Raw genomic sequence first — 21,417 nt, 5'->3', positions numbered from 1 at the left:
GGTGGCCCTGGCGGAAGTCGTGGATGCCCTCCGTGTGGAGCTGGCGGACACGCCCGCATTCACGACGGAAGTCGGTCCCCCCATCGGAAATATTGCGGGTGCTGTGCTGGACGTCTGGCCGGAGGCGGACAGTAGCCCTCATCGAGCGGATCCGGTCAGCGATCCGGAAGGCCCGTGGTGACGAGGCGCTTCAGTACTCCGGCGGGCGCCCGCATATCTCGCTCGGCTACAGCTACGGCTCGGCTTCGTCCGACCCGCTCAACAGCGAACTGCGCAACAGGGTGATCCCGCGCCGCGCCACGCTCTTCGTCGACCGCGTACACCTCCTCGACGTGGCGTGGACTTTCGACGAAGACCTCGGCGGGTGGCGCATGACGTGGGAGCCGGTAGCGGAGATCCCCCTGGCCGCTGAGCCCTCTGGTTTCATACCGCTGCGGTAGCCGCTCGCGCGGCACGGTGGGACGAGGTGGGCCGTGCGCGGCTCAGGAGCTGTGATCCGGTTTTTCCGTGGCGTACCAGAACGGATCGCGGCGTCCGGAGTCCTGGTGATCGTGACCGAGATCGGTCAGGCGGAATAGGTCCCGACGGGTCTGGAAGACGTCGCGTGACAGCCATTCGTGCCGTTTGCGGATGTGGAAGGAGGCCGTGTGGAACGCGCCGGTGCACCAGCGGTTCCACTCCTCGGTAGTGCAGTTCTCCAGCCGTGCGACGTCGGTCAGCCGCAGTCGCCCGCCCCGGGCTCTGGCGCCGGCCGGGCGAAGGGACCGCAACAGTTCCCGCTCGTTGACGCTCTGCGTCGGGTTCTCGCCCCGCCCGAGCAGGTCCAGGACGTCCGGCAGGGGCACCTTGTCGAAGGGGCGGACTCTGTTGCGCCAGGCGACCTCATGCAGGGCCAGTCCCAATGCCACGCTGATCATGTGGGCGTCGAGGGCAGACTCGTTGCGCGGGCTGAACACGGTCTCGAAGAGCCGGCCTTCATGCATCAGCGCCCGTATCAGCAGATGACGCGACCAGCCCATCGCCTCGTCGAACGGCGCCAGCGCGCCCACTGTGTGCCCGATCGACCAGGAGATCTGCTTCGTGGCCTTGGCGTCAGTGTCCTCGAAGTTCTCGGCGATACTGCGGTCCTCGTCGAGCGGAAGCGGGACGAACGCGCCCAACTGCCCCACGCGCAGAGGATCGAGATCCAGGGGGCCGTTCGGGCCGTAGTGCAGCAGGAAGAGCTTGCGCACCATGCCCGCGTCGATCTGCGCGGCGCGGAATGCGCGTCCGTTGGGGCACACGAGGTAGCCCACGTTATCGCGTGCGGTCAGCGTCAGCCCGGTGGTCGCATGACACTCGGGACAGGCGAGGGTGGCCGTGAATTCCTTCACCACGGCCACATCCCAGTCATCTACGCGGATTTCTCCGGGGACTTCAAGAGCGACCCGACCTGCGCCGGTCAGGTCCTGCTCCTTGGTGAGTCCGTGTCGCACCACTTGAACCCGCACCTCATTCACTGTGTCGCGCGCCGCCCGATCCGCCTTGTCAGGATGGGGCAGGCCCATTTCACCAGAGATGGTCTCGCCTGGGCCTTCGTTCCGCCGAACCCGGCTGGTTCGGCATCCTTACCCCGGATCGGCCGAGCTGCCGCCGGGCAGGACGCGCGATCGACCACGTTGGCCAGGGCATCGAGGTGAAGGGGCGGCGCGAGCCGGGTAGCGTGCCGTCAGGTGGCCTACACGCAGAGAGGTGGGACGTGGAGAGCTTCTTCTCCCAGAAACGCACGTGGGCGGACGGCCCGTACCTGCATTTCATCGCTGTGCTCGACGACCCGGAGTACGTGGCCTTCACCCAGGCCCACCACGATCTGCTGACCGGGTACGGAGACCGAGTCGGGATCGTGCCGGCGCCGTGGCTGCACTGGACAGCGCAGGGCGTCCACCACCAGCTCGACGAGGACCAGGTGGAGCGCGCGGTGCGGGCCGCCAGAGAGGCGGCGCAGTACGCGGCGCCCGTAACCGTCACGATGGGCCCCGTGTGGCCGGGCCCGAGCGCCGTGACCTCCGCCATGTATCCCGAGGAACCGCTCGCCGCCATCAACGCCCTTGTACGTGACGCGGTCTCGACCGTGCCCGGTGTGCAGCTACGCGAGGCCGGAGACAGGTACTGGCCGCACTCCACGCTCGCCTACTTCCGCGCCCCGGACGTGCACGACAGCGAATTCAACCGCCAGCTGCGGAAGATCAGACCGGAGCGCGTCGAGATCACCATCAGCCGTCTGCTGGCTGTCTACATGCACCAGGACCTCGACCTCGGCTACTACACGTGGACGCCGATTGCCGAGATCCCGCTCGGCGCCACCGCGGCCGACGCTTCGGCTCCCGAGGTGGTGTGCGGGAAGGCCCAGACCACGGCGACCTACCGTTCAGCGCCGCCCTGGGGAGACTCCGATGCGGAATATGAGATCGAGGTCGGACGGCTGGTTGTGCAGCCGCCGCTGTCCGAGTCGCAGAGGAGGTACGAGTCGTTCGTGGACCGTGCTCTCGACGACAGCACCTATTTCGAAGACGGGGAGCCTCCCCTGCCTGTGTGGCCAGATCCTGTCACGGTGGCCTGCGAGCGCCCGTCCGCCGGCGGTGCGTGCGGATCCACCCGGCTCCTGGTGCGCGGCTCGTGGACTCGTCCGGCCGTGATCATCTGCGAGCGCGGGCATAGCTGGACGGACACCGTCGAGACGATGCGCGAAGTGATCGTCGCCGCCGAACCGGCGCAGTGACCGGTACGGCGGCGATGACCAGATATCGAGAGCCGCCAGGGCCGCCGAAGAGGTCGCTGTCCGGTGCCACTGCCCCTTGACCGATTGCCACGGAATGCGTCCGTCACCGGCCGACGGGAATGGGCCACGCTGTTCCCCTTCGATATCGCTCCGACCCCCGTCCTCGCCACTCTCAGTGGCCCGGGCAGGGAGCAGACACATGATCGACCGGAGCTAGAGCAGAGGTGGTGGCCCAGACCACATCTGCGTCACCATGGTCTACAGAGCAGGACGAACGAGGGGGACGAATGCCCGATTGGTTCGGTATGAAGGCGCGACAGGCCACGAAGGCGAAGCGAGCAAGGGAGCGGGCGCTGGCGTGGTCTGCGCTGTGGGACGTGGCCACTCGCACGCCATTCCTCCGTAAGGTCGACGCGAGCGACCCGGATTCCTCTTTCCACGTCGCGGAGGTCCTGGTCGACAGCGACCCGATTATCAAATCCCTCGACGCGCTGGGTCACGGCGTTGCCGACTCGAACGCGCCGTTCGTCGGGCCGTTGATCGAGGCGGCGCGAGAGGTGAGGGTGCTCGCGGACATGCGCCCGGCCTGGATCCGGCACTGCGACGAATACTCTCCCGCGCCCACAGACGGGTCCCGTGACACCGTCTTGCGTTACATCAACGGCCCGGCCATGCGTACATGGTCCCGAGCCGAAGAGGCCAAGGCCGCTGCCGAGCGCGCCGAGCATTCGCTGCACCGGCTGTACCCCGCCCTCGTCGAGTTCTATGGCTACGACGTGACGACCGGGCGGGGAGCCGCTTGATGCGTTACGTCGAAGCGCCCGAGGAGTTCACCGGGTCAGGCTTCTGCCTGTTCCTTACTGGAGCACGCGTGGGTTCCTGACGGGGACCGTACGGCTACCACAACCGTCTGAGCTGGTCAGGGCTTTGCGTCCTCTGTCACCCAGCCGTGGGGAATTCTGGCGCTAACTCCTGGAATCCAGGAGTTAGCGGCGTAACTTGCTCGTTCGTGGCGGATTCCCAGACTCCCGCGCTCCACGCGGTCCCCGCGTCTGCCTCCCGGGAGCCGGGGCTCGCGGACGTGGTGACGCTGCAGCGCCGACGTCAGGCTGAGGCGAGCCTCGAAGATGAGGAAGGCTTCTTCTCCTCGGTCAGGGAGAGGCTGCACCCGACGAGCCAACCGGTTGCTCAGTGAGGCGCTCACGGAGCTGTGAGGGTAGAAGACCGTAACGCTGGAACGTCGTTGCGACGAAGGCGGTGAGGTCTGCGGTGCCACGGCCGGTCCGACCCGCGAGGAGTTCTTCCCAAGCGTGTTGGACGTCTTGGCTGATCTCCAAGACGATTTCCGGATGCACAAGGTGGGCGTGGTCTTCGGCCCCGATGGCACCTGTCGGGTCGACAGCCGGCTTGGGCGAGATGAGTACCGTAAAGCTGCCTTCAGGGATAACCGCGTGGTTGCGGTCACGGTTGAGGATTCGAAGCTGGTCTCCAACCTGCCGGACGTCCTTATGCGGGATGACGCCCTCGGGTTTCTGATCGGATTTGGCCTCGATGACTGCCCACAGGTGATTGCCCCAGCACCACGTTGAGTCACAGCGTCCTGTGCCAGCCGGCTTGCTGGCCTCAGCACCGAGGAAAATCCCCAGCTCGGTGAGGGCGGGCTCGTAGGACGACGAAGCAGTCTCTTTGAGTCCTTCGATCATGCTTGTCAAGCGCGCGGTGAGTCGGCCGGGGGCAACCTTTTGGAGGAGATTCGTAGCGGTTGCCACAGCCTGGTCGTCATGGGCCGGCAGGACAGGGGCTTCCATAGCGGGCAGCGGTGGCATGTACCTGGCCCAGGTGCCCTCGGCGGTTTGCTCGGCCTGGCGAATCAGGGCGTGTGCGTTCGCGAGACTACCGCTGGTGGCAGCTGTACCGGTGGAGGCGGCTCGGTAGGCCCAGATTCCGGCTAGGTAGAGCCAGAACCCGCGGTAGCCCTTGGCAGTGGCACCGCCGGAGGAGAGTGCTTGCGCGACCTGTTGCGCCTTGGAGCTGGCGTCGTTCCACCGGCCCTGTCCAGCGAGTGCACACGCCTCGATCTCAGCCGAGACAGCGGAGGCGAAGGTCTCACTGCCAACCGGCAGCGTGCGGACGGACCCGGCACGAAGCTGGGCAACGAGCGGCTCGCCGCCCTCACGCCAGGTGTCGGTGGTCTCCTGAGTCAAGAAGGCCCTGACGTTCTCCAGGACATCGGCCTCAGTGGTGTCAAGGCCACTGCTGTTCCGGATCCCGAACGTGATCTCGGCTTGCAGCTCAGCAGAGAGCGGCGTCCGGTTCTCCTGCTGGAGCAGGTACTTGGCTAGGTTTCCCAGGACAACGACGATGGCCCAGTCCGCTGAACCACGAGTGCAGCGGCCTACACCTTGGATGACACGGGTGCGAACCCGCTCAGACAGGGCCGCGCCGACTCGGACCCGAGTCGATAGGAAGCGCTCCTGCAAGTGGTCACGGTCGGGAACGTTCTCGATGACCTCGAGACGGCAACCCTGGTCGGGCAGGTCGAGGCCGTCATAGCGGCTGGCCAGCGCGCACACTGCGTTGGCCTGGGATACGAACGGGCCCATCCCGTGAGCGACGTGATCGATGGTGAGGAGCGGCCATGTCGGCTGGCGGACGGCGTCAGCGGTCCTGATGGCAGTCGCCCGGTCCGGCGCGAGCACGAGGGCCTTGCCAGCCAGCTCCACGATCTTCTTGGTCAGCTCGATGGCGTCAACGCCGTTGAGGAGACCAGGGAAGACGAAGAACCGGCGCCCGGAGCGAGGCTCCGGCGCGTTCGCTGGCAAGGTCAGTCGCCTTATGCCGGTACGGCCGAAGGCACGCTCCAACCCGCCAGCCTCGCCGAGCGTGGCCGACAGGTACAGCCGCTGGCGGGCCTCAGAGAACAAGGTGTTCTCACGGGTGGGCGGGATGTACGGGCGGATCTGGATGCTGCTGTGGGTGACGTAGGCCAGGCATGAGGCCAGCACATCCCGGAGCATCGAGTACCGGAACTGCCACGGTGCGCCGGCCTGGGACAAGGCGTTCGCAAGCCTCTCGGGCATCTGGTCGTGACGGGCAGGCACGATGAACTGGACGGCGTTGTGATGACCTGGCTCGGCATCGAGCTTGCGCAGTCGCTGCGCGACGATACCGTCCAGGCCGGGGGTCAGAATCGTCAGCAACTCGTCGTAGAGCTCGGGATTCGGCGAGCTGCCGCTCCACCTCTCGACGGTGACGCAGTACTGGTCCGCGACGTACTGCTCACCGTTATGAGCGTCATCGAAGATCAACAGGTGGGGGGAGGCCAGTTTCGGGCTGCTGTTGAAGACGGAGGTGTAGGTCGTGATGGCGATTGCCTCTCCCGACACATAGCGCGCCTCGGCCGTTAGATCCCATGCGGTATGGGAGCCCGTAAGCGTGACGGCGGGAATGCCTTCCCGATCCGCAGCGGCTGCAACCTGCTTGGTCAACTGCTCCGTCGGACAGGCGTATGCCACCCGCTCCCCACGAGTGCGCCTCCGCCATTCCGCGATCACCAACGCCGGGATTGTCTTGCCAGTACCGGTGGGTAGCTCCAGCGCGAGATCAGGGGTGGAGACATGGTCCTCTGCCGCATATCGACGCAGCAAGTCTCCCTGATGCACCAGCAGGCCCGGAACAGACCCAGGCTTGCGGGGCAAATCGGGATACAACACCTCGGGCGTTGCATACTCCGTCGTCCCCGTTGCGCCCCCTTTGAAGGCCACGGCGATCCCCTCTCTCGTAACTACATCACCACTGACAGTAGCGGTCGCCTGGGGGTGTGAATATCAAGTTTCAGCCGGGGGCTCCGCCTCGATTGCGCAGCTGACCGCGCCCCGCTACCCGGCGGCCTCATGCGCGACACCGACCGCAGACCAGGTCAAGCCCACCACGTTTGTTAGTTGCCCTAGCCGCTGGCCGCCAAGAGCAGCCCGGCGACACTGCTGGCCTCGGTGATGCGACCAGCACGCACGGCACCCACCGCGTCGCCGAGCTTCATCCAGTGCACCGTCATTCCGATCTCTGTGTCGTCCCGATGAACGACCCCAGGGCGCAGGTCGGTGGCGAGCAGGAGGTGGGTCCTCGCGGCTGTCGCGCCGGGGAGCGGGTCGATCACGCCCAGGAGGCACAAGTTGCCTGCAATGAGCCCGGTTTCTTCCTCCAGTTCGCGCATCGCTGCTTTGCGCAGCTCCTGGCCTCCGACTCCGCCGCCGGGAAGGTGAAGGAGGCGCTTCTCCTGCAAGTAGAAGTCGTCTTCCACAAGGGCGACCTGGTCCTGTTCGTCAACGGCGACCACGCGGACCCCGTCGTCGACGGTGACGTGCTCGTAAGCGCCCTCGCTCCCGTCAGGCCGGATCACCAAGTCGCGGTTCAGAGTGATGAAGGGCCCGCGGTGCAGCACCTCGGTTTCCTTCCGTGTCCATCCCAACGCGAGCCCTCCCCGAACTTCCCCCTGCTGGTCGTGGAGATTCACGCTAAGCCGGAACGGACGAACTCCGGTGCCTCTACGCTGAAATCGTGCCGCTGACATGTAAGTTCCGACGCCGACTGGTCTCAAATCCTCGGAACCCACGCGCTTCCGCCGGGGGCATCACTGATTGCCCCGACTGGCAGAAGACCGTGACAGCCGCGCTCGACGACCTCGACATCGCGGTGTTCAACCCGCGCCGCAGCAACTTCCCGCTGCACGACCCGAACGCGGAAGCTGCCCAGGTCGGTTGGGAGTACCGGCATCTACGCCGGGCCAACCTTGTCATGTTCTGGTTCCCAGAGTCGCCCACCAGCCACCAGCCGATCGCCCTGTACGAGCTGGGAGCGCTTGTAGGCGAGGGGGGCGCTCTGGTCGTTGGAACTGACCCCGGCTACGTGCGCCGCACGAATGTGGTGACACAGCTCGCCCTCGCCTGCCCCGAGGTTCAAGTCCACACCACGCTGGCGGACACGATCGAAGCGAGCCGCACAGCCATACGGGCTTCACGATGACCGCGGTCTGGGCCCTTCTCGGGGTCATCGTCGCCGTGGTCATCGCGGCCATCGGACGCGGATTCGTACGCGCGGCCCGGGTATCGATCAGGCAGGATTTGGTGTCGCTGGGCGAAATGCAGCAGCTTGCCGGCGCGCTGGCGAAGTCGACCACCGCCGCCTACGCCTTCGCGTCGCCTCTCCTCAAGGAGCGGACATCTTGGATCGGCTGGCTGTGGTGGCGCACCCGAATCGGGCCGGACGGGAAGACCGAGCGGGACATGGGCTGGGCCCTGACGTACCGGCGGGCGCGGAAAGCTGCTGGGGCACCTCTCGACTGGCGATTGCTCAGCGGAAGCGAGCTCGTTGTCGTCCCCAGGGACGCCCGGCTGTCGGCATGGGCCGAGGGGGAGCCGAACGACACCCTCTCACAGGAGCGTTGAAGCACCGGCACTCATCCACAGCCGGATCCCATGGCGCGGGCCGCTCTCCATCTGCGCCGGGCCCGCGCACACGCGGCGATTGGAAACGCCGGCGCATGCCACCAGGATCTGAAGGCGGCCGAGGCGACGCTGCTGACGGATACGCGGGACCCGGCGCCGTCCTGGTACCGGTGGATGAGCACTGCAGTTATGCGGTCTGTCAACCTGTTCCGGGGCACCGACGAATCTGAAGCGACCTGCGAATACGCCAGGCTGGCGAGCATGGTTTCCCAAGCGCTCGACGGGTGCCTCCCGCAGGGCTACAACCACCGCGCGTGAATCCTCGTCAGCCGGCGCGTTACTCCGGGGCTGGTTCCGCCGGGCCGGTGCTGTCGCCATCAGCCGGATGTTCAGCCTCCATCCACGCGCGCAGTCTGGCCAGCCCTTCCTCATCGAAGTCGAACTCGCCGCTGGGTGCCTTGCTCCCCACGAGGTGGAGCTGTGCCAGGACCTCCTCGATCGTCATGAACTGTTCAGGTGCTCTGTCGAGCCACGAATCGTTTGTGGGATTCAGTTCCATACCCATACATCTCCCGAGCCGCCCAAAACGTTTAGTCGATGTCGACAATTCAAGGGACCGTCCGAGGTGTTTCGTCGGCGCAGGGTGCTGACATACGTCGGTGCTCCCCGACCCGGAAGTGTCTCAACACGCCACTACTGCCTGGCCGCATGACGGACCCCTCGGCCAGGCAGGCGCAGGTGAGTTGTCAGGGTCGGGTGGCGATGATGGCTTCGGTGCGTACGACTTCGTCGAAGGTGCCGGCGGGGCTGAAGTCGGTGAGGGCCTGTCGGAGGTCGCGTTCGAAGGCGTCTTTGTGGTCGCCGAGTTGGGCGGGGCTGGAGTAGCTGTAGGAGAACTGCAGGCCGATGACCTCGTCCAGGGTGCGGGTGACGGTGCGGTCCCAGCGGGCGGTCTCGACGTTGGAGAACGGGGAGCGGGCCAGCACGTCCTGGTGGCGTTCCTTGGGGTGTGAGTAGGTGCCGGAGCCGGCCCGGCGCTCGGGCCCGAGGTAGTGGGTGCGGACGTCGGTGATGACCTGGAGCCAGGTGGCGGGCTCGATGTCGCCGGGGGCGCCGCCGGAGGCGAGGACGACGGCCCCGTTTGCTTCGATGAGTTGGTCGAGGTCGCGAAGGGTCTGGGCGCGGTCCATCCAGTGGAAGGCGGCGCCCATCACGGTCAGCAGCACGGGTTCCAGGCCCATGGTGGGCAGGGTGTCGGAGTCGCCCTGGCGCCAGTCGATGTTGGTGATCCCGCGGTCTGCCGCCAGCTTGCGGCCCTCTTCGAGCATGCCGGGCTCGGGGTCGATGGCGGTGACGTAGCCGACGAGCCTGGCGAGGGGGAGGGCGAGGACGCCGGTGCCGGTGCCCAGATCCAGGACGCGCTGAGTGCCGTCCAGGGCGAAGCGCGCGGCCAGCATGTCGTAGAAGGCCGGGTCGTAGCCGGGCCGGTAACGGGCGTAGTAGGGGGCGGTGGAGGTGAACAGCTCGTCAGGGGTGTAGGAGGTCATTTCGTCAGTCTTTCGCGTCCAGTTGGGCGAGTGCGGGGTCATCCCGAAGAACGAGCCGGGTCCGGGTTGAGGTGCTGCCACCAGGTGCGCAGGGGTGCGGCTCCGGCGCCTTCGTGCGCGATGGAGCCGTCTGGGTGGCGGTCCGGTCGGCCGAGCAGCTGACGCTCGATGTCGGTCAGGTCCTCGCGGTCCAGCAGCTCGGGGGCGGGGTCGTCGACGGCGGCGAGCCAGCGGTAGCCGTACTGCATCATCACCGCGAGCCGGGGGCGGCCGGAGGTGTTCAGCCCGCCCGCGTGCCAGGTGCGGTTCTCGAACAGCAGCACGTCGCAGGGCCCCAGGTCGGGAGTGATCGCGCCGGGCGGGTCGATGGCCCCGGCCGGGACGGTGACTGGTCCGGTCTCGATGTGGCTGCCGGGGACCACCATGGTGACGCCGGCGTCGGGGGTGAGGTCGCTGAGGAAGTAGGCGGCCTTGATCGACATGCGCGGGACAGCGCCGGTGCCGAGGTCGCGGTTGGTAGAGCTCATGTCGCGGTGCCAGCCGTGCCGCTCGGGGACGCGGATGGTGCGCGTGCCGCCGGGCGGGATGGACGGCATGTAGATCAGATTGCTGGACATCAGGTACAGGTTCGCGCTCAGCAGCGCGACGAGGGTGGGCAGCACCTTCGGGTTGGTGACCAGCGGCAGGAAGGTGTCGTCCATGGCGACGATGCCGCGGAAGCCGTCCTTGCCGTCGACGCTGCGGTCTCTGGCGAGGGTGCGGTCGCTGGCCAGCAGCCGCGTCGCCGCGACCGCGGCCTGCTCGCGCCACTCGGGCGTAATCACGTCGCGCAGGACGACGAAGCCTTCACGTTCGAAGGCGTCCGGGACCTTCAGGTCGGGCGGGGACGCCGTATCGAGGGTCGTCATCCGCTGTGCTCCTTGATCATGAGGGCGGCTTGGGCGGAGAGGGCGGCGGCCGAGAGGCCGCAGTTCTCCAGCAGGCCCTCGGGGGTGGTGGGGCGGCTGGGCTCCCGGTAGCCGACGACGTGGAACCGGCTGGTCTCGCCGCGGGCGGCCAGCAGCGCGCGGACGGTGCCGGGGTGGGTGGGGACGGCCATCAGGACGGGGGTATCGGTGCCGAACAGGCGGGTGAAAGTCCTCTCATCAAGAGCGTAGGGCCACCGCAAACCCGGACCGAGGACCGCGAGGTCGTTGACATGCAGATAGCGGATCTTGATCTCGGGATGCGACCGGCGAAGCAGCGTGACTGCGGCGGTCAACTCGCGGGCCGGGATGTCCCCGGCCGAGGCGAGGACGAGGTGCGGTTGGCCGCAGTGGCTCAGGTGGGGCCAGACGGCGGCGCCGTCGGTGAGCTCGTCGCGGAACGGGTCCGGCGGGAACGAGGGACCGGGGTGCTTGTCAGCGATCAGGAAGTTGACGCGGTCGTGGCCGGCCAGCATCACCGCGAGGACGGCGGCGGCCCGCGTTGTGTCCGCCGGGGTGTAGACGTGCACGAAGCCGTCCTCGGTCTCCAGCATCGACGAGACCAGGCCGGGGTTCTGGTGGGTGTAGGTGTTGCGCCAGCCCAGCGAGGTGATCAGGTAATTGACCGAGGGCAGGGCGCCCTGCCCGGTGAGGTAGCGCAGGCGCCGGTGCTTGAGGTGCTGGACGAGCAGGCTGGTGTTGACCGGGGCGAACGCCTCGTAGGTGGCGAGCAGCGCGTCACGGCCGGTCTCGGTGTAGCCCTGCAGCCAGCCGTGGCAGATCTCCTCATTCAGGATCTCGACCGCCCAGGGCGGCAGCGAGCCGTTCGCACTCAGCTCCAGCCGATTGGAGGCGATCTCGTCGGGGCTGAACAGGCGGAAAGCCCCGTTCGCCGCCCGTTCGCGGATGACCGAGGACACATCCGGCCAGGAGTGCGATCCGCGGGTGGCCAGCGGGGCCGAGGGCCGGGCCGTCTCCGGCTCGCGTGGGGGGCCGGGCAGGGCCTGGCGGACCAGGTCGGTGGGCCGGCCTTGGGTGGTGAACAGCTCGGCGGGCCGGTATGAGGCGAGCCAGGTCGCCAGCGCCGCGAACTCCGCGTCGTTGTTCCGCGGGTCCTTCAGCGGTGTTTTGTGGACCGCAGGCGTTCCGGCGATCCACCGGCCAGCGGCCCGTTTGGGGCCGGTATGACCCTTGGCCATGGTCAGCACGATCACCGACTGCCGGCCGGACTCGCCGAGCGGCCGCAGCCGATGGAAGGCGTCGGCCAGCAGCCGGCGGAAGCCCGGCAGGTCGGTGCCGTCGTGGATCAGCGGCTCATAGCCGAGGCCGATGAAGTAGCTGTGTACCTCTTCCTGGCTCATGCCGGCCAGCAGGGAGGGCCCGCCCATCTTCAGCCCGTTGGCCAGGACCACGGGCAGCACCGCGCCGTGGTGTCCGCTGCCGTGCAGGGCCCGGCGGGCGAGCCAGGCCGCCGCGGTCGCCCCGGTCTCCAGCTCGCCGTCCCCGATCAGCGGGACCACGAGCCGGTGCGGGGCATCGAGCACCATGCCCTGCGCGATGGCGAGGGCGGGACCGAGCTGTCCGCCGGTGTGCCGGACGCCGGGGATCAGCGGGGTGATCTCCCCGCCGAACCGCTCCGGGTGCGGAAAGCCGGTGATCAGGGCCCGCAGTTCGGGCATCGACCAGCCCGGCCCGTTCCCGGTCAGGTGGAGGGTGCCGTTGAGGTAGGCGTGGGCGAGTGCGGACGGGCCCGCGTGCCCGGCGCCGTGCAGCACCAGCAGCTCGGACCCGGCGGGCCGCCAGGCGGTCATCGGCCCGAGGTGGGCGAGCATGAAGTTGACCGGCGGGCAGACCCCCCAGTGCCCGCGCGGGTTCTCCTTGACGTCCGTCGTCCTGAGCGGGCGGGCGAGGCGGGGATTGTCGGTCAGGTAGAGCTGGGCGGCGGACAGGTGGTTCAAGGCTCGCCAGCAGGCGTCGATGGCCTGGTCGGGCACGGCCTCGGCGGCTTCGTGGGCCGTGTGGCTCCAGTCGGGGAAGCCGGACGGCTCGGGCACCTCCGGGGGGTCGGTGCGCGGGATGCCGGTGATGGCCATGGATCAGCTCCGGGTGCGGGTGGCGACCGCGTCGATGACGGCGGTGATGCGGTCGGTGCGGATGTCGTCGGAGGCGGATTCGGTGATCAGGTGGAGCATCTGGGCCTGCTCGTGGGCAGGCAGGACCGACCAGTCCAGTCGGGCCCGTTCCAGGGCGGCGGCGAGGTCATCGGGGACGCCGCGGGCGGACTTCTCGCGGACGGGCTGGAGGGTGAGCGGGATGCCCGGCCCTTCCATCGCGGCGGTGTCGTGGGGGATGGCGGCTTGGCCGTGCAGGGAGACGGCGACGGCGGTGCGGGCCGTGCCGTCGGGGAAGGTCACCCGCAGCCGCTTGCCGCGCAGGCCGACCGGGCCGGTGCAGGGCAGCAGCAGCATGCGGGCCCCGGTGTCGGTGGGTCGGGCGAGAACGTGCAGGGTCTCGGCGCCGGTCGGCAGCGCCATCAGTGCGCGCCTGTCCCGGGCCGGGACCGCCTTTCCGGGCGGCGGGGGCTGGGTGACGGCGATGATGCCGCCATCACCGCCAGCGGTGCGGCGGGCGGCCTTGTGGGTGAACAGGCAGCGGTCGACCGCTGCCAGCAGCCGGTCGGTGAAGGCATGCTTCCAGCCGCCGAGGCCGCGCTCGGCCGGGAGGTGCTCGGCGGCAGCGAAGGTCAGGGCGAAGGAGACGCGGACCGGCAGCTCGTCGGTGAGCCGGTCGCGCAGCTCGGCGACGGCCCGGTGGAAGGCGGGCGCGTCGTCCAGGGCGGCGGCGATGATCACTTCGTCGCCGCCGAAGGTGGCCGCGCATCCGGCCTCCCAGGGCTGGGTGTGGAACCACGAGCGGGTGACCGCTCCGAGGCGGGCCATCACCTTGTTCCCGGCCAGGTGTCCGTAGCAGTCCGGTTCGGTGGCGTTCGCCTTCTCGACGTGGGCCTTGAGCCCGTCGACGTCCCCGATTGCCAGCCCCACCAGGCCCCCGTCGGTCAGTGCGGCGGCGAGAGCACGGGGGATGTGGCTGTGGAAGTCGGGGAAGGCGATCAGGCCGGTCACCGCGTCCTCGCGGCTGCCGGCGCACCACTTGCGCAGCGGCAGCTGTGCGGGGTCGAACAGCGGAACCGAGCTGGCCAGCGGGTCGTGGGCGGGCGCCTTCGGGCAGTGCTTGCCGGACATGTCCATCAGCAGGTCTCCGAGGTCACAGGCGGGGCCGGTGCGGGCCCGGCGGGCAGCAGCAGCGGGAGGGTGGTGAGCGTGTGGAGGCGGACCGTGCGGGCCGCACTCAGCAACGGTCCGTCAGCGAATCGGCGGTCCAGCCAGGCGGTGTGCCAGCCCGCCGCGGCGGCACCGGCGACATCCGCCCGCAGCGAGTCCCCGACGTGCAGCAGCTGATCCGGGCCGAGACCGCAAACGTGCTCGACGGCGGTGAAAGCGGCTCGCTCCGGTTTGACCGCGCCCGTCTCGGCCGAATAGACCACCCGATCAAGCAAGGTCCGGAAGACCGTAGGAGGCTCGGCCGGGATGGAGGAGCCAAGACTGTTCGTCAGCGCGAACAGCACGAAGCCCCGCTCCCGCAGCACGGCCAGAGCCGGTTCGACGTCCGCAAACAGCTCCGGTTCAGCTGCCCGCTGCCGGGCCCGCTCCAGCACGTGCGTGAGCGAACCGACCAGTGCAGGTCGACCGAAGGCAGCGGCCAGGTCGCAGGCGAGATCCTCGGGGGTGATCCGGCAGCGTTTCGCCCCCTGTTCCATTACGGCGCGGGCCTCGTCGAGCGAGATGCCCAGCACCTGCGCAACCTGACCGGTAGTCGGCTCAGCTTCCGGACGCACCAGGGTGCCGCCCACGTCGAAGCAGATTCCACGCACTCCCCTCCACAGGGTGCCGCGTATCCGGGTCTGGGCGATCACGGGCCCGTCACCTCCCACGCCGCCGTCTTCTCCGGCAGCGCGGGGACCTCGGCGAGTCCCGGGGCGGTGCGGACCGGCAGCCGTCCGCCCTCGATCTGGACGGGGGCGGAGAAGACCTGCTGCCGCAGTGGCTCCAGCGTCAGGTGCCACTCGATGGCCGGGATCTTGTCCCGGCAGCAGGCTCCGGCCAGGGCCAGGGCGGCGGGCAGCCGGTCGCCGTGCGGGAACGTCGCCATGCCCAGGTCCGCGGCAAGCTCGGTGGTGTGCAGCGACCGGGCTAGCCCGCCCGACCAGCCCGGATCGACCTGCCAGACATCCACGCCCTCGCCGGTCAGCAGCCGGATCTGCTCGGCCTCGTCGACCGCGTGCTCGCCCGCCGCCAGGGGAACCCCCGCACCGGTCGCCCGCAGCCGGTGCCAGCCGAAGGAGCCGGGCGGCAGCAGTTCCTCGGCGAAGGCGACCTGGAGGTCGGCCAGGACGGGCAGCAGCTGCATCGCCTCGTCCAGGCGGCAGCGGCCCAGGCCGTCGACCATGAACCGGCCCTCACCCGCCGCCTCCCGCAGGCGGCCGAGTGCTTTCGCGACGGCCTTTGGGCCGGCGAGGATGATCGGCTTGGTCAGCGGCCACTTCTGTCCCCAGAACCCCGCCTCGGTGATCCAGGCCGCGGCCTCCGGGGCTGCCGCGTGGGCCGGGTCGAGGCCGAGTGCGGAGGCGTAGGCGGGAACGGCGGGGCGGATGGTGCCGCCCAGGAGCGCGGTCACGCTCACGCCGCTGGCGCGGGAGGCCAGGTCCCAGCTGGCCAGTTCGACCGCGGAGGCGGCCTGCCGGGCGTGCGGGCCGCGGCGGTGCCGGCCGGTCTTCTTGCGGTAGGCCAGGCGGCGCGGGGCTGCGGCAGCGTGCCCGATCAGCCCGGCGGCCAGGTCGTCGGCGATGATCTGCGCGACGGTCTCGCCGACCGGAGCTTGCCAGCCGGAGACGCCGTCGCCAACCAGCTCGATGGCGAACCGGGTGCGGTGCTCGGCCCAGGCGGGGCCCGCCGGCTCACGCGCCGCGGTGGCGACCGGCTCGGGCAGGCCGGAGGGGAGACCGGCAGGCTGCGGGGGCAGCTGCCAGGCGCGGACCGCACGGATCACGGAGGGCGCCGCGACGGCCGTCTGCGCAGGGGCGGGAACAGCGAGGGTCATCAGATCTTCGCCCCCGTCAGTTCCTCGCCGGCGAAGGTGAAGCACCACGGGCTGCGGTAGTTCTGCCACCACTGCGGACGCAAGCCCGTGGGAGCAAAGAGTTCTTCCAGGTGGCGCCGCATGGCCAGGTGCCACTCGATCGTCTCCGACCCGGGGGCGCGGTAGATGTCCATGAACGCGTTGTGGGCCTGGTAGGTCTGGAACCGCGGGAAGGCAGTGGTGACCGGCACGAAATCCTTGAGGTGCCGGGCGGCGTCCTCGATCGGGTCCAGACCGACGATGTAGGTGAAGTCGGTGGTGATGCCCCGCTGCTTCGCCCGTCCCAGGGCGGCGGTCATCTCGGCGGGAGTGAGCTTGGCCTTGGACTCCTTGAGGATCTGCCGCCGTTCGGTGAAGCACTCGGCGGTCAGCGTCAGATGGAACGGGCCCAGACCGGCGGCGGCGTCCATGCCCTCGTCGCTGCTCAGCACCGAGGACAGGAAGTGCAGGGTGCCGGTGCAGCCGTTCGCGCCCATCGCCGCGCGGACCTCGGCGAGGTGGTCCAGCGCGAGGTGCTCGTAGAGGAAGCAGCCGGTGCAGACCGTCACCGTCTCCACCGAGGCGAGGTCGGCCATGCCGGAGTTCGACGCGAGAGCGCCGAGGTAGCCGGGCAAGTCCAGGGCCTTGATCTTCGGATCGGAGGCGTCTTCGAGGGTGTTGGGGCAGAACACGCAGCCGGTGCACTGGCTGCGGGCGTTGGAGTTGAGGGTGAGCATCCTCGTGCCGTTGCGCCAGTAGCCCAGCACCGCGTCGTCGTCCTCGATGCCGTCGACCTCGCCGACCTTCTCGCCGTTCAGCCGCAGCTCGTACTCGTCCAGCTCGAACGGCGAGTCTTCACGGCCCAGCGAGAGGATAAGGAACAGCGGGGTGTCAGGGCGGGAGTCCAGCCGCAGACGGAAGCGCATGCGAGGCTTGGTCAGCGGCGACCGGGCGCCGGACGCGTTCAGCGCAATCAGCAGCACGTCCTCGGGGTTGATGTTCCACTCGCGGGCCACCTGGTCAAGGTGGCGGACCGATTCGAGCATCAGCGCTGTCCTCTTTCTCGTGGTGGGAGGTGCAGGTCATCGGCGGCGCTGCAGCCACCGTCTGATGCGGGTGCTGTGCTGTGGATCAGGCCGCAACGGGAGCCAGGGGAAGACGGATGACGATGCGCTTGCCGCCCGTGGCGGTCTCCGTGAGGACCTCGGCTCTGCCGCGGACTTCCCGCACCAGGGCATCGACCAGGAACAGGCCGCGGCCACCGAGGCCGTGGGCGACGGACAGAGGCTTCGGCCTGAACGGGTGAGCATCCGCGACGGCCAGCACCAGCGCGGCCTCCTCCTCGACGGCGAGGGTTACCGTCGCGGTGGGCGAGAGCACTGCAGCGTGCCGCACCACGTTCGTCACCAGCTCGCTGATGATCAGGCAGGCGGTGCCCACGACCTCCTCGGACATGCCCCAGTCCGCGAGGATCTTGGCGGTCTCACGGCGGGCCAGCGGGACATGCTCGGCCGTGGAGATCATTTGGAAGTCGTGGCGCATCACATTGCTGGACATCGCGGGGCTCACCCTCTCTCCGAGCGGCAGCCACCCGGACCGTGACCGAAGGTAAGAGCCTCAGCACGCAGGGGTGTTCACGACGGTGAACCCACGATCCCCGAGCCCCGGATCAGGGTCGATCGGTAGGCAACGCCCGTCCGGGTGCGGGAGTTGCGTACACACCAACGTGCTCAATCGCGTACGGGCGTCGGCGCAGAAGTCATGTACGGGCGAACGTCCCTGCCCGACTTATGCGCTCAGCCAGGGCAGGGGACGCCGCTGGTCAGAGAGGCAGTCCGATGCGGTGGGCCAGACCGCGCAGGTCCCGTGCGGCGTGGGCGGGCAGCTGCCGGTCGGTGAGGAACTCGACGGTGTTCCTCACCGGCGCGTTGGCGTGGATGCGCTGCGGGGCTATCTCCTCGGCGGTCAGCAGGGCCGCGACCGCCTGGGCCTCGCGGCCTCGCAGATGGGCCAGCGACCGGCCCAGGTCGGCGTGGAAGGCGGCCTGCCGTCCGGGAGCCTCCGCCAGCGTTTCGGGATGGACCCCGCCCCCGGCGGTGACGGCCAATCCGTGCAGACTGAGGTCGGTGTTCAAGCTCACCTGGTGGATGCCGACGTTGGTGGGGCCGAAGTTCAGGTGCCAGGCCCGCGTCTCGCCGGTGTGGCCAGCCAGGTTGGCGGCCTCAGCCAAATGGCCGCGGACCTCCTCGGCACGGGTGCTGCCGGGTCTCTGCCGGTCCTGGGTCAGCGAGGTGGCGGAGATCAGGTGGAGTTCGCCGAGCAGCGCATGGGCGTCAGGGCCCGTCAGGTTCGCTTCGAGGGTATTGGCAGCGGCGGTGGCCTGGGCCAGGGCTTGGGTGGGACTGCCGGCCGCCATCAGCACGTGAGTGTGGAAGAAGCCGGACAGAGCGGAGTAGACCGGGTCGTCCAACTCCGCGATCGCCTCGGCGGCATGGGTCACCGCGATGAACGCCAAGTCGGTGTAGCCGAGGTTCTTCAGCAGCAAGGTGCAGGCCGGATGGTAGGCGTCCGCCAGCAGTTTCAGCAGCTCGCGGCGGGCGGCGCCGACGGCGGCCTCGGCGGCGGCGTGCAGGTCGGCCAGCAGCGTCGGAAGACCGGCGGCGAGGGTGCCGTATTCGGCCGCGTGGTAGAGCCGGTTGGCCTTCGCCACCCGTTCGGTCAGCACTGCCGCCGGAACCTCCGGTGGGCGGCGGTCCGGTGGGGTGGCCATGGTCAGGCCCATCAGCGTCAGCCGCAGGGAGGGGATCGCCTCGTGGGCCGCGCTGGTGTGCGGGTCCACTGGGGCGAAGGGTTGGCCGGTCAGCTCGGACGGGGCGATTTGCAACGCCTCGGCGAAGGAGGTGATGAGGCTGGAGCGGTCCAGCAGCCGCTGGCCGTTCTCCACCATCGACAGGTAGCCGACCGACACCCCGGCCAGGCCCGCGAGGTTGCGCAGGCTCATCCCGCGCTGGCGGCGGGCCGAGCGCAGACGCTTGCCGATCCTGACGGCCTGCTCTTCGTTCATCGCCCCCGCCTCAACTCCCGTGCCTCAGCCGTAGCGTAGGGCGAGCCCGCCGCCCCATGGGTTTTTCCCACCAGATGGGCGGCATCACCGCAGCCCGGCCCGCTCGGCCAGATCCCGCACCGCCGCGGTGTGAACGGTGGTGCGGTCGGCGAGCACGGTGACCAGGTCCCGGGCGAAGGGGTCCAGCCGCAGCCGCAGTGATGCCGCCGCGTCGGCCTCGACGAGCCGGGTGACGGCCTCATCGGCACGGTCCTGGCGGGCCTCGGCCGCCGCAGCGACCACCAGCAGACTGGAGCGGTGGGCGCCGTCGAGTGCGGCATGATCCGCCGCGTGTACGTGGTCGGCGGCCTCGGACGCGTCGCCCACCTCGGCGGCCACGGCGGCGCGGGCCGCGATCACCAGGGCCGCCTCCCGTGCGTCGGCGGCCCGTTCGGCGGCCGTGGCAAGGAGGCGTTCGGCCTCCGGGCGGCGCCCGGTCATGGCCTGGGCGACGGCGGCCAGCGCTGGCAGCTCCCAGTCGGCTCCGGCGTCCTCGGCGCGTTCGGCGCGGGCCAGCGCGTACTCCGGCAGGCCGAGGTCGATCAGCAGCCGTACCTCCTCGACCAGCACCGGCAGCGGTTCGCGCGTGCCGGGACGGGCCCGGTGCAGCAGCATCCACGCAAGGTCCTTGTAACCCAGGCGCCGCAACAGTCCGGCGGCCAGCACATGTGCGTCCGCGCGCAGCCGCACCGCCTCTTCCTGCCCGGGCCCCGCAGCGGCGGCCATCGCGCGGTCGGCCGTCTCGATCAGCTTTGGTAGCGCGAGCGCGAGATGGTGCTCGTCGCCCGCGGTATCGGCCTGTGCGGCGGCCCGGGTCCGTTCCGCCAGCTCCTCCAGCAGCACGCCGGGGGCCGTATCCGTTTGTCGGCGGACCAGGCTGCGCCGCAGGTGGAAGGCAACCGCCCGCACCGCCGCGTGCTCCTCCCCGCGCGGTGGGTAGGGCTGCCCAGTCAGGTCCGCGACATCCAGCCGCAAAGCGTTGGCCAGCGCCGCCAGCCGGCCGCGGCGGTCCACCCACTCTCGGCCCGTCTCCAGCCCAACGAGGTAATCGAGCTCCAGGCCGGTGCGGGAGGCAAGGTCACCCCGGGGCAGTTCCCGACGGCGGCGCCAGGCAGCCAGGCGGGCCCCAATCGGGCCGCCGGCGGCCGTCTCGTCCAGCTCGCGCATCACCAGATTGCTCGCATACCCACTCGCCCGGACCGTGTGCTCTGCCAGGACAAAGGTCCCTGCATCCCGTTCAGTGGAGGGTCGGGTCCCCCCTGGCAGGACGCATATGCCTGGCGCGCGACACATTAGTCACACCGCTGAAGGCCGCGCGAACCGGCAGGTGACGCGCCCGGTCAGGGAGAAGAAGGGCTCGGAGCAGGCAGGACCGCAATGTTGTCCCCGGACTGCCGCAGCCGTTCGAGGAGACGGGCGTTCTGGGTCTCCAGTTCGGCGTTGCGCAAGGTCAGGGCCTGGATCTGGTTGGCGTAGGTGGCCACGGTGTCCTTCAGCTCGCGGATCTCGGCGGCATGCTCGCTGCGAAGCTCACGCTCCGCCTTCTTCAGCCGCGATACCTCCGCCCGTAGTTCTCTCCGATCTTCCCGGTGTGAGGGAAATCCTCGGGAGCGCCGGCGTTCGGCGAGGCGGAGGTCGGGGCGACGATCGCGGCGCTTGCGGCTCGAGCCGGGCCGTGTGGAATCTCCCCGGCTCACACGCCGCGGCCGACATCCCAGCGTGCTCAGCACGAACGCAGACGTTCCAGGAACTGATCGAGGAGGACATCGACGGCCTGGTGAACGATCTCCAAGACGACCCACTCGGCCTCATCGCCGCTGATCTTGCGGTTCTCTCAGCCTGGCCTTCACCCGAGCCGCCGGCAACATCAGCTTCGCCTTCGACCGCGACGGCTTGCTCGTCCTGCACGGTGGCCTCGCCCCCGAGGTCCGCGACCGCGCAGGCGAGGCCGCCGTACGGCTCGTGGCCACCGACCGGACCACGGGCCGGGACCGCTCGGTCGACGGCAAGGACGGCTTCCACGGCGCCGTCGCCCTGGACGACGCCTTCCTGCCGCTCGTCGCCAACCCGGTCGTGTTGCCCACGCTCGTCGCGCTGCTCAGCCCCAACATCCACCTGCTGTCGAGCAACTTGATCGCCATGCCGTCCCTGCCGAGCTTGGCCAGCTCGGCGACCTTTGTCCCGGACACCGGTTCATCTCGAAGCGCCGGACGGCCGGGCGTGGCCTGCCAGCCCTGCCGCTGGAGGCGACCCGCGCTCGCTGGCCATGGCCGTAGACGAGATGGGCCGGGACTTCCACCGGCGCAAGGCCCTGACCAAGGCGGCCCGTCCCGGCACGGCTGACACCCCGCCGCCCTCTGCTGCCTGCCACGACCCTGTCATGCGGTCAGGCAGCAACCAAGCCTTGAGACACTGTCGCGCTGGA

General features: G+C 69.4%; 21 protein-coding genes. 6 read left to right on the top strand and 15 right to left on the bottom strand.

Going from position 1 to position 21,417, the window contains the following annotated elements; all coding sequences use genetic code 11:
• Positions 1-98 precede the first annotated feature (98 nt).
• Positions 99-440, top strand: coding sequence for a 2'-5' RNA ligase family protein (locus tag ABT063_RS10455; RefSeq protein WP_351056819.1), 342 nt, complete (start codon positions 99-101; stop codon positions 438-440).
• A 42-nt stretch (positions 441-482) separates the two neighbouring features.
• Here ABT063_RS10455 and ABT063_RS10450 read toward each other — a convergent pair whose 3' ends face one another.
• On the bottom strand, positions 483-1,547 hold the full coding sequence (locus tag ABT063_RS10450; protein WP_351056818.1) for a hypothetical protein: 1,065 nt from the start codon (positions 1,545-1,547) through the stop codon (positions 483-485).
• Positions 1,548-1,738: 191 nt separating this feature from the next.
• Between ABT063_RS10450 and ABT063_RS10445 the strand changes: the two genes are divergently transcribed.
• Entirely contained in the window at positions 1,739-2,758 is a 1,020-nt protein-coding gene (locus ABT063_RS10445) for a 2'-5' RNA ligase family protein (protein ID WP_351056817.1), read from the top strand.
• A gap of 287 nt (positions 2,759-3,045) precedes the next feature.
• Positions 3,046-3,561, top strand: a complete 516-nt coding sequence (locus tag ABT063_RS10440) for a hypothetical protein (protein WP_351056816.1) — start codon at positions 3,046-3,048, stop codon at positions 3,559-3,561.
• Between the two features lie 348 nt (positions 3,562-3,909).
• On the opposite strand, the gene ABT063_RS10435 is transcribed toward ABT063_RS10440, so the two are convergent.
• The gene (locus ABT063_RS10435; RefSeq protein ID WP_351056815.1) at positions 3,910-6,522 is read right to left on the bottom strand and encodes a DEAD/DEAH box helicase; all 2,613 of its coding nucleotides are present in this window, start codon (positions 6,520-6,522) and stop codon (positions 3,910-3,912) included.
• 182 nt (positions 6,523-6,704) lie between these two features.
• Complete coding sequence (locus tag ABT063_RS10430; protein WP_502990793.1) at positions 6,705-7,328, bottom strand: NUDIX domain-containing protein; 624 nt, start codon at positions 7,326-7,328, stop codon at positions 6,705-6,707.
• Here ABT063_RS10430 and ABT063_RS10425 point away from each other — a divergent pair.
• A complete protein-coding gene (locus tag ABT063_RS10425) occupies positions 7,316-7,780 on the top strand; it encodes a nucleoside 2-deoxyribosyltransferase domain-containing protein (protein WP_351056812.1) in 465 nt (154 codons plus the stop codon). The two genes, ABT063_RS10430 and ABT063_RS10425, sit on opposite strands and share 13 nt — an antisense overlap.
• Positions 7,777-8,202 carry a hypothetical protein gene (locus ABT063_RS10420; RefSeq protein WP_351056810.1) on the top strand — a complete coding sequence of 142 codons (426 nt, stop codon included), beginning with the start codon at positions 7,777-7,779 and terminating at the stop codon, positions 8,200-8,202. Before ABT063_RS10425 ends, ABT063_RS10420 begins: the two co-directional genes overlap by 4 nt.
• Before the next feature lie 337 nt (positions 8,203-8,539).
• Here ABT063_RS10420 and ABT063_RS10415 read toward each other — a convergent pair whose 3' ends face one another.
• The 12 genes from ABT063_RS10415 to ABT063_RS10360 form a co-directional block, all read right to left on the bottom strand.
• Entirely contained in the window at positions 8,540-8,761 is a 222-nt protein-coding gene (locus tag ABT063_RS10415; protein WP_351056809.1) for a hypothetical protein, read from the bottom strand.
• A gap of 187 nt (positions 8,762-8,948) precedes the next feature.
• The gene (locus tag ABT063_RS10410) at positions 8,949-9,749 is read right to left on the bottom strand and encodes a class I SAM-dependent methyltransferase (RefSeq protein ID WP_351056808.1); all 801 of its coding nucleotides are present in this window, start codon (positions 9,747-9,749) and stop codon (positions 8,949-8,951) included.
• 38 nt (positions 9,750-9,787) lie between these two features.
• Positions 9,788-10,657 carry a phytanoyl-CoA dioxygenase family protein gene (locus ABT063_RS10405; RefSeq protein ID WP_351056807.1) on the bottom strand — a complete coding sequence of 290 codons (870 nt, stop codon included), beginning with the start codon at positions 10,655-10,657 and terminating at the stop codon, positions 9,788-9,790.
• Positions 10,654-12,807, bottom strand: coding sequence for a phosphoketolase family protein (locus ABT063_RS10400; RefSeq protein ID WP_351056806.1), 2,154 nt, complete (start codon positions 12,805-12,807; stop codon positions 10,654-10,656). The genes ABT063_RS10405 and ABT063_RS10400 overlap by 4 nt, the downstream gene beginning before the upstream one ends.
• A gap of 3 nt (positions 12,808-12,810) precedes the next feature.
• On the bottom strand, positions 12,811-13,956 hold the full coding sequence (locus ABT063_RS10395; RefSeq protein ID WP_351056805.1) for a nucleotidyl cyclase domain-containing protein: 1,146 nt from the start codon (positions 13,954-13,956) through the stop codon (positions 12,811-12,813).
• A 5-nt stretch (positions 13,957-13,961) separates the two neighbouring features.
• Positions 13,962-14,645 (bottom strand): HAD family hydrolase, encoded by a 684-nt coding sequence (locus tag ABT063_RS10390; protein ID WP_351057041.1) that lies wholly within the window; start codon positions 14,643-14,645, stop codon positions 13,962-13,964.
• Positions 14,646-14,683: 38 nt separating this feature from the next.
• Positions 14,684-15,871, bottom strand: a complete 1,188-nt coding sequence (locus ABT063_RS10385; RefSeq protein ID WP_351056804.1) for an enolase C-terminal domain-like protein — start codon at positions 15,869-15,871, stop codon at positions 14,684-14,686.
• Positions 15,871-16,935, bottom strand: a complete 1,065-nt coding sequence (locus ABT063_RS10380; protein ID WP_351056802.1) for a radical SAM protein — start codon at positions 16,933-16,935, stop codon at positions 15,871-15,873. Before ABT063_RS10380 ends, ABT063_RS10385 begins: the two co-directional genes overlap by 1 nt.
• Positions 16,936-17,020: 85 nt before the next feature.
• The gene (locus ABT063_RS10375; protein ID WP_351056801.1) at positions 17,021-17,446 is read right to left on the bottom strand and encodes an ATP-binding protein; all 426 of its coding nucleotides are present in this window, start codon (positions 17,444-17,446) and stop codon (positions 17,021-17,023) included.
• Positions 17,447-17,711: 265 nt separating this feature from the next.
• A complete protein-coding gene (locus ABT063_RS10370) occupies positions 17,712-18,953 on the bottom strand; it encodes a helix-turn-helix domain-containing protein (protein WP_351056800.1) in 1,242 nt (413 codons plus the stop codon).
• Positions 18,954-19,037: 84 nt separating this feature from the next.
• Positions 19,038-20,159 (bottom strand): helix-turn-helix domain-containing protein, encoded by a 1,122-nt coding sequence (locus tag ABT063_RS10365; protein ID WP_351056799.1) that lies wholly within the window; start codon positions 20,157-20,159, stop codon positions 19,038-19,040.
• Positions 20,160-20,332: 173 nt separating this feature from the next.
• Positions 20,333-20,476, bottom strand: coding sequence for a hypothetical protein (locus tag ABT063_RS10360; RefSeq protein ID WP_351056798.1), 144 nt, complete (start codon positions 20,474-20,476; stop codon positions 20,333-20,335).
• A 409-nt stretch (positions 20,477-20,885) separates the two neighbouring features.
• Here ABT063_RS10360 and ABT063_RS10355 point away from each other — a divergent pair, with 409 nt between their 5' ends.
• On the top strand, positions 20,886-21,335 hold the full coding sequence (locus tag ABT063_RS10355) for a hypothetical protein (protein ID WP_351056796.1): 450 nt from the start codon (positions 20,886-20,888) through the stop codon (positions 21,333-21,335).
• The last annotated feature ends 82 nt before the right edge of the window (positions 21,336-21,417 follow it).

The sequence above is a fragment of the Streptomyces sp. NPDC002838 genome (assembly GCF_040295365.1).
Taxonomy (GTDB): domain Bacteria; phylum Actinomycetota; class Actinomycetes; order Streptomycetales; family Streptomycetaceae; genus Streptomyces.
Note: the sequence above shows the minus strand (reverse complement) of the source record. Positions and strands in the feature narration are given on the sequence as shown.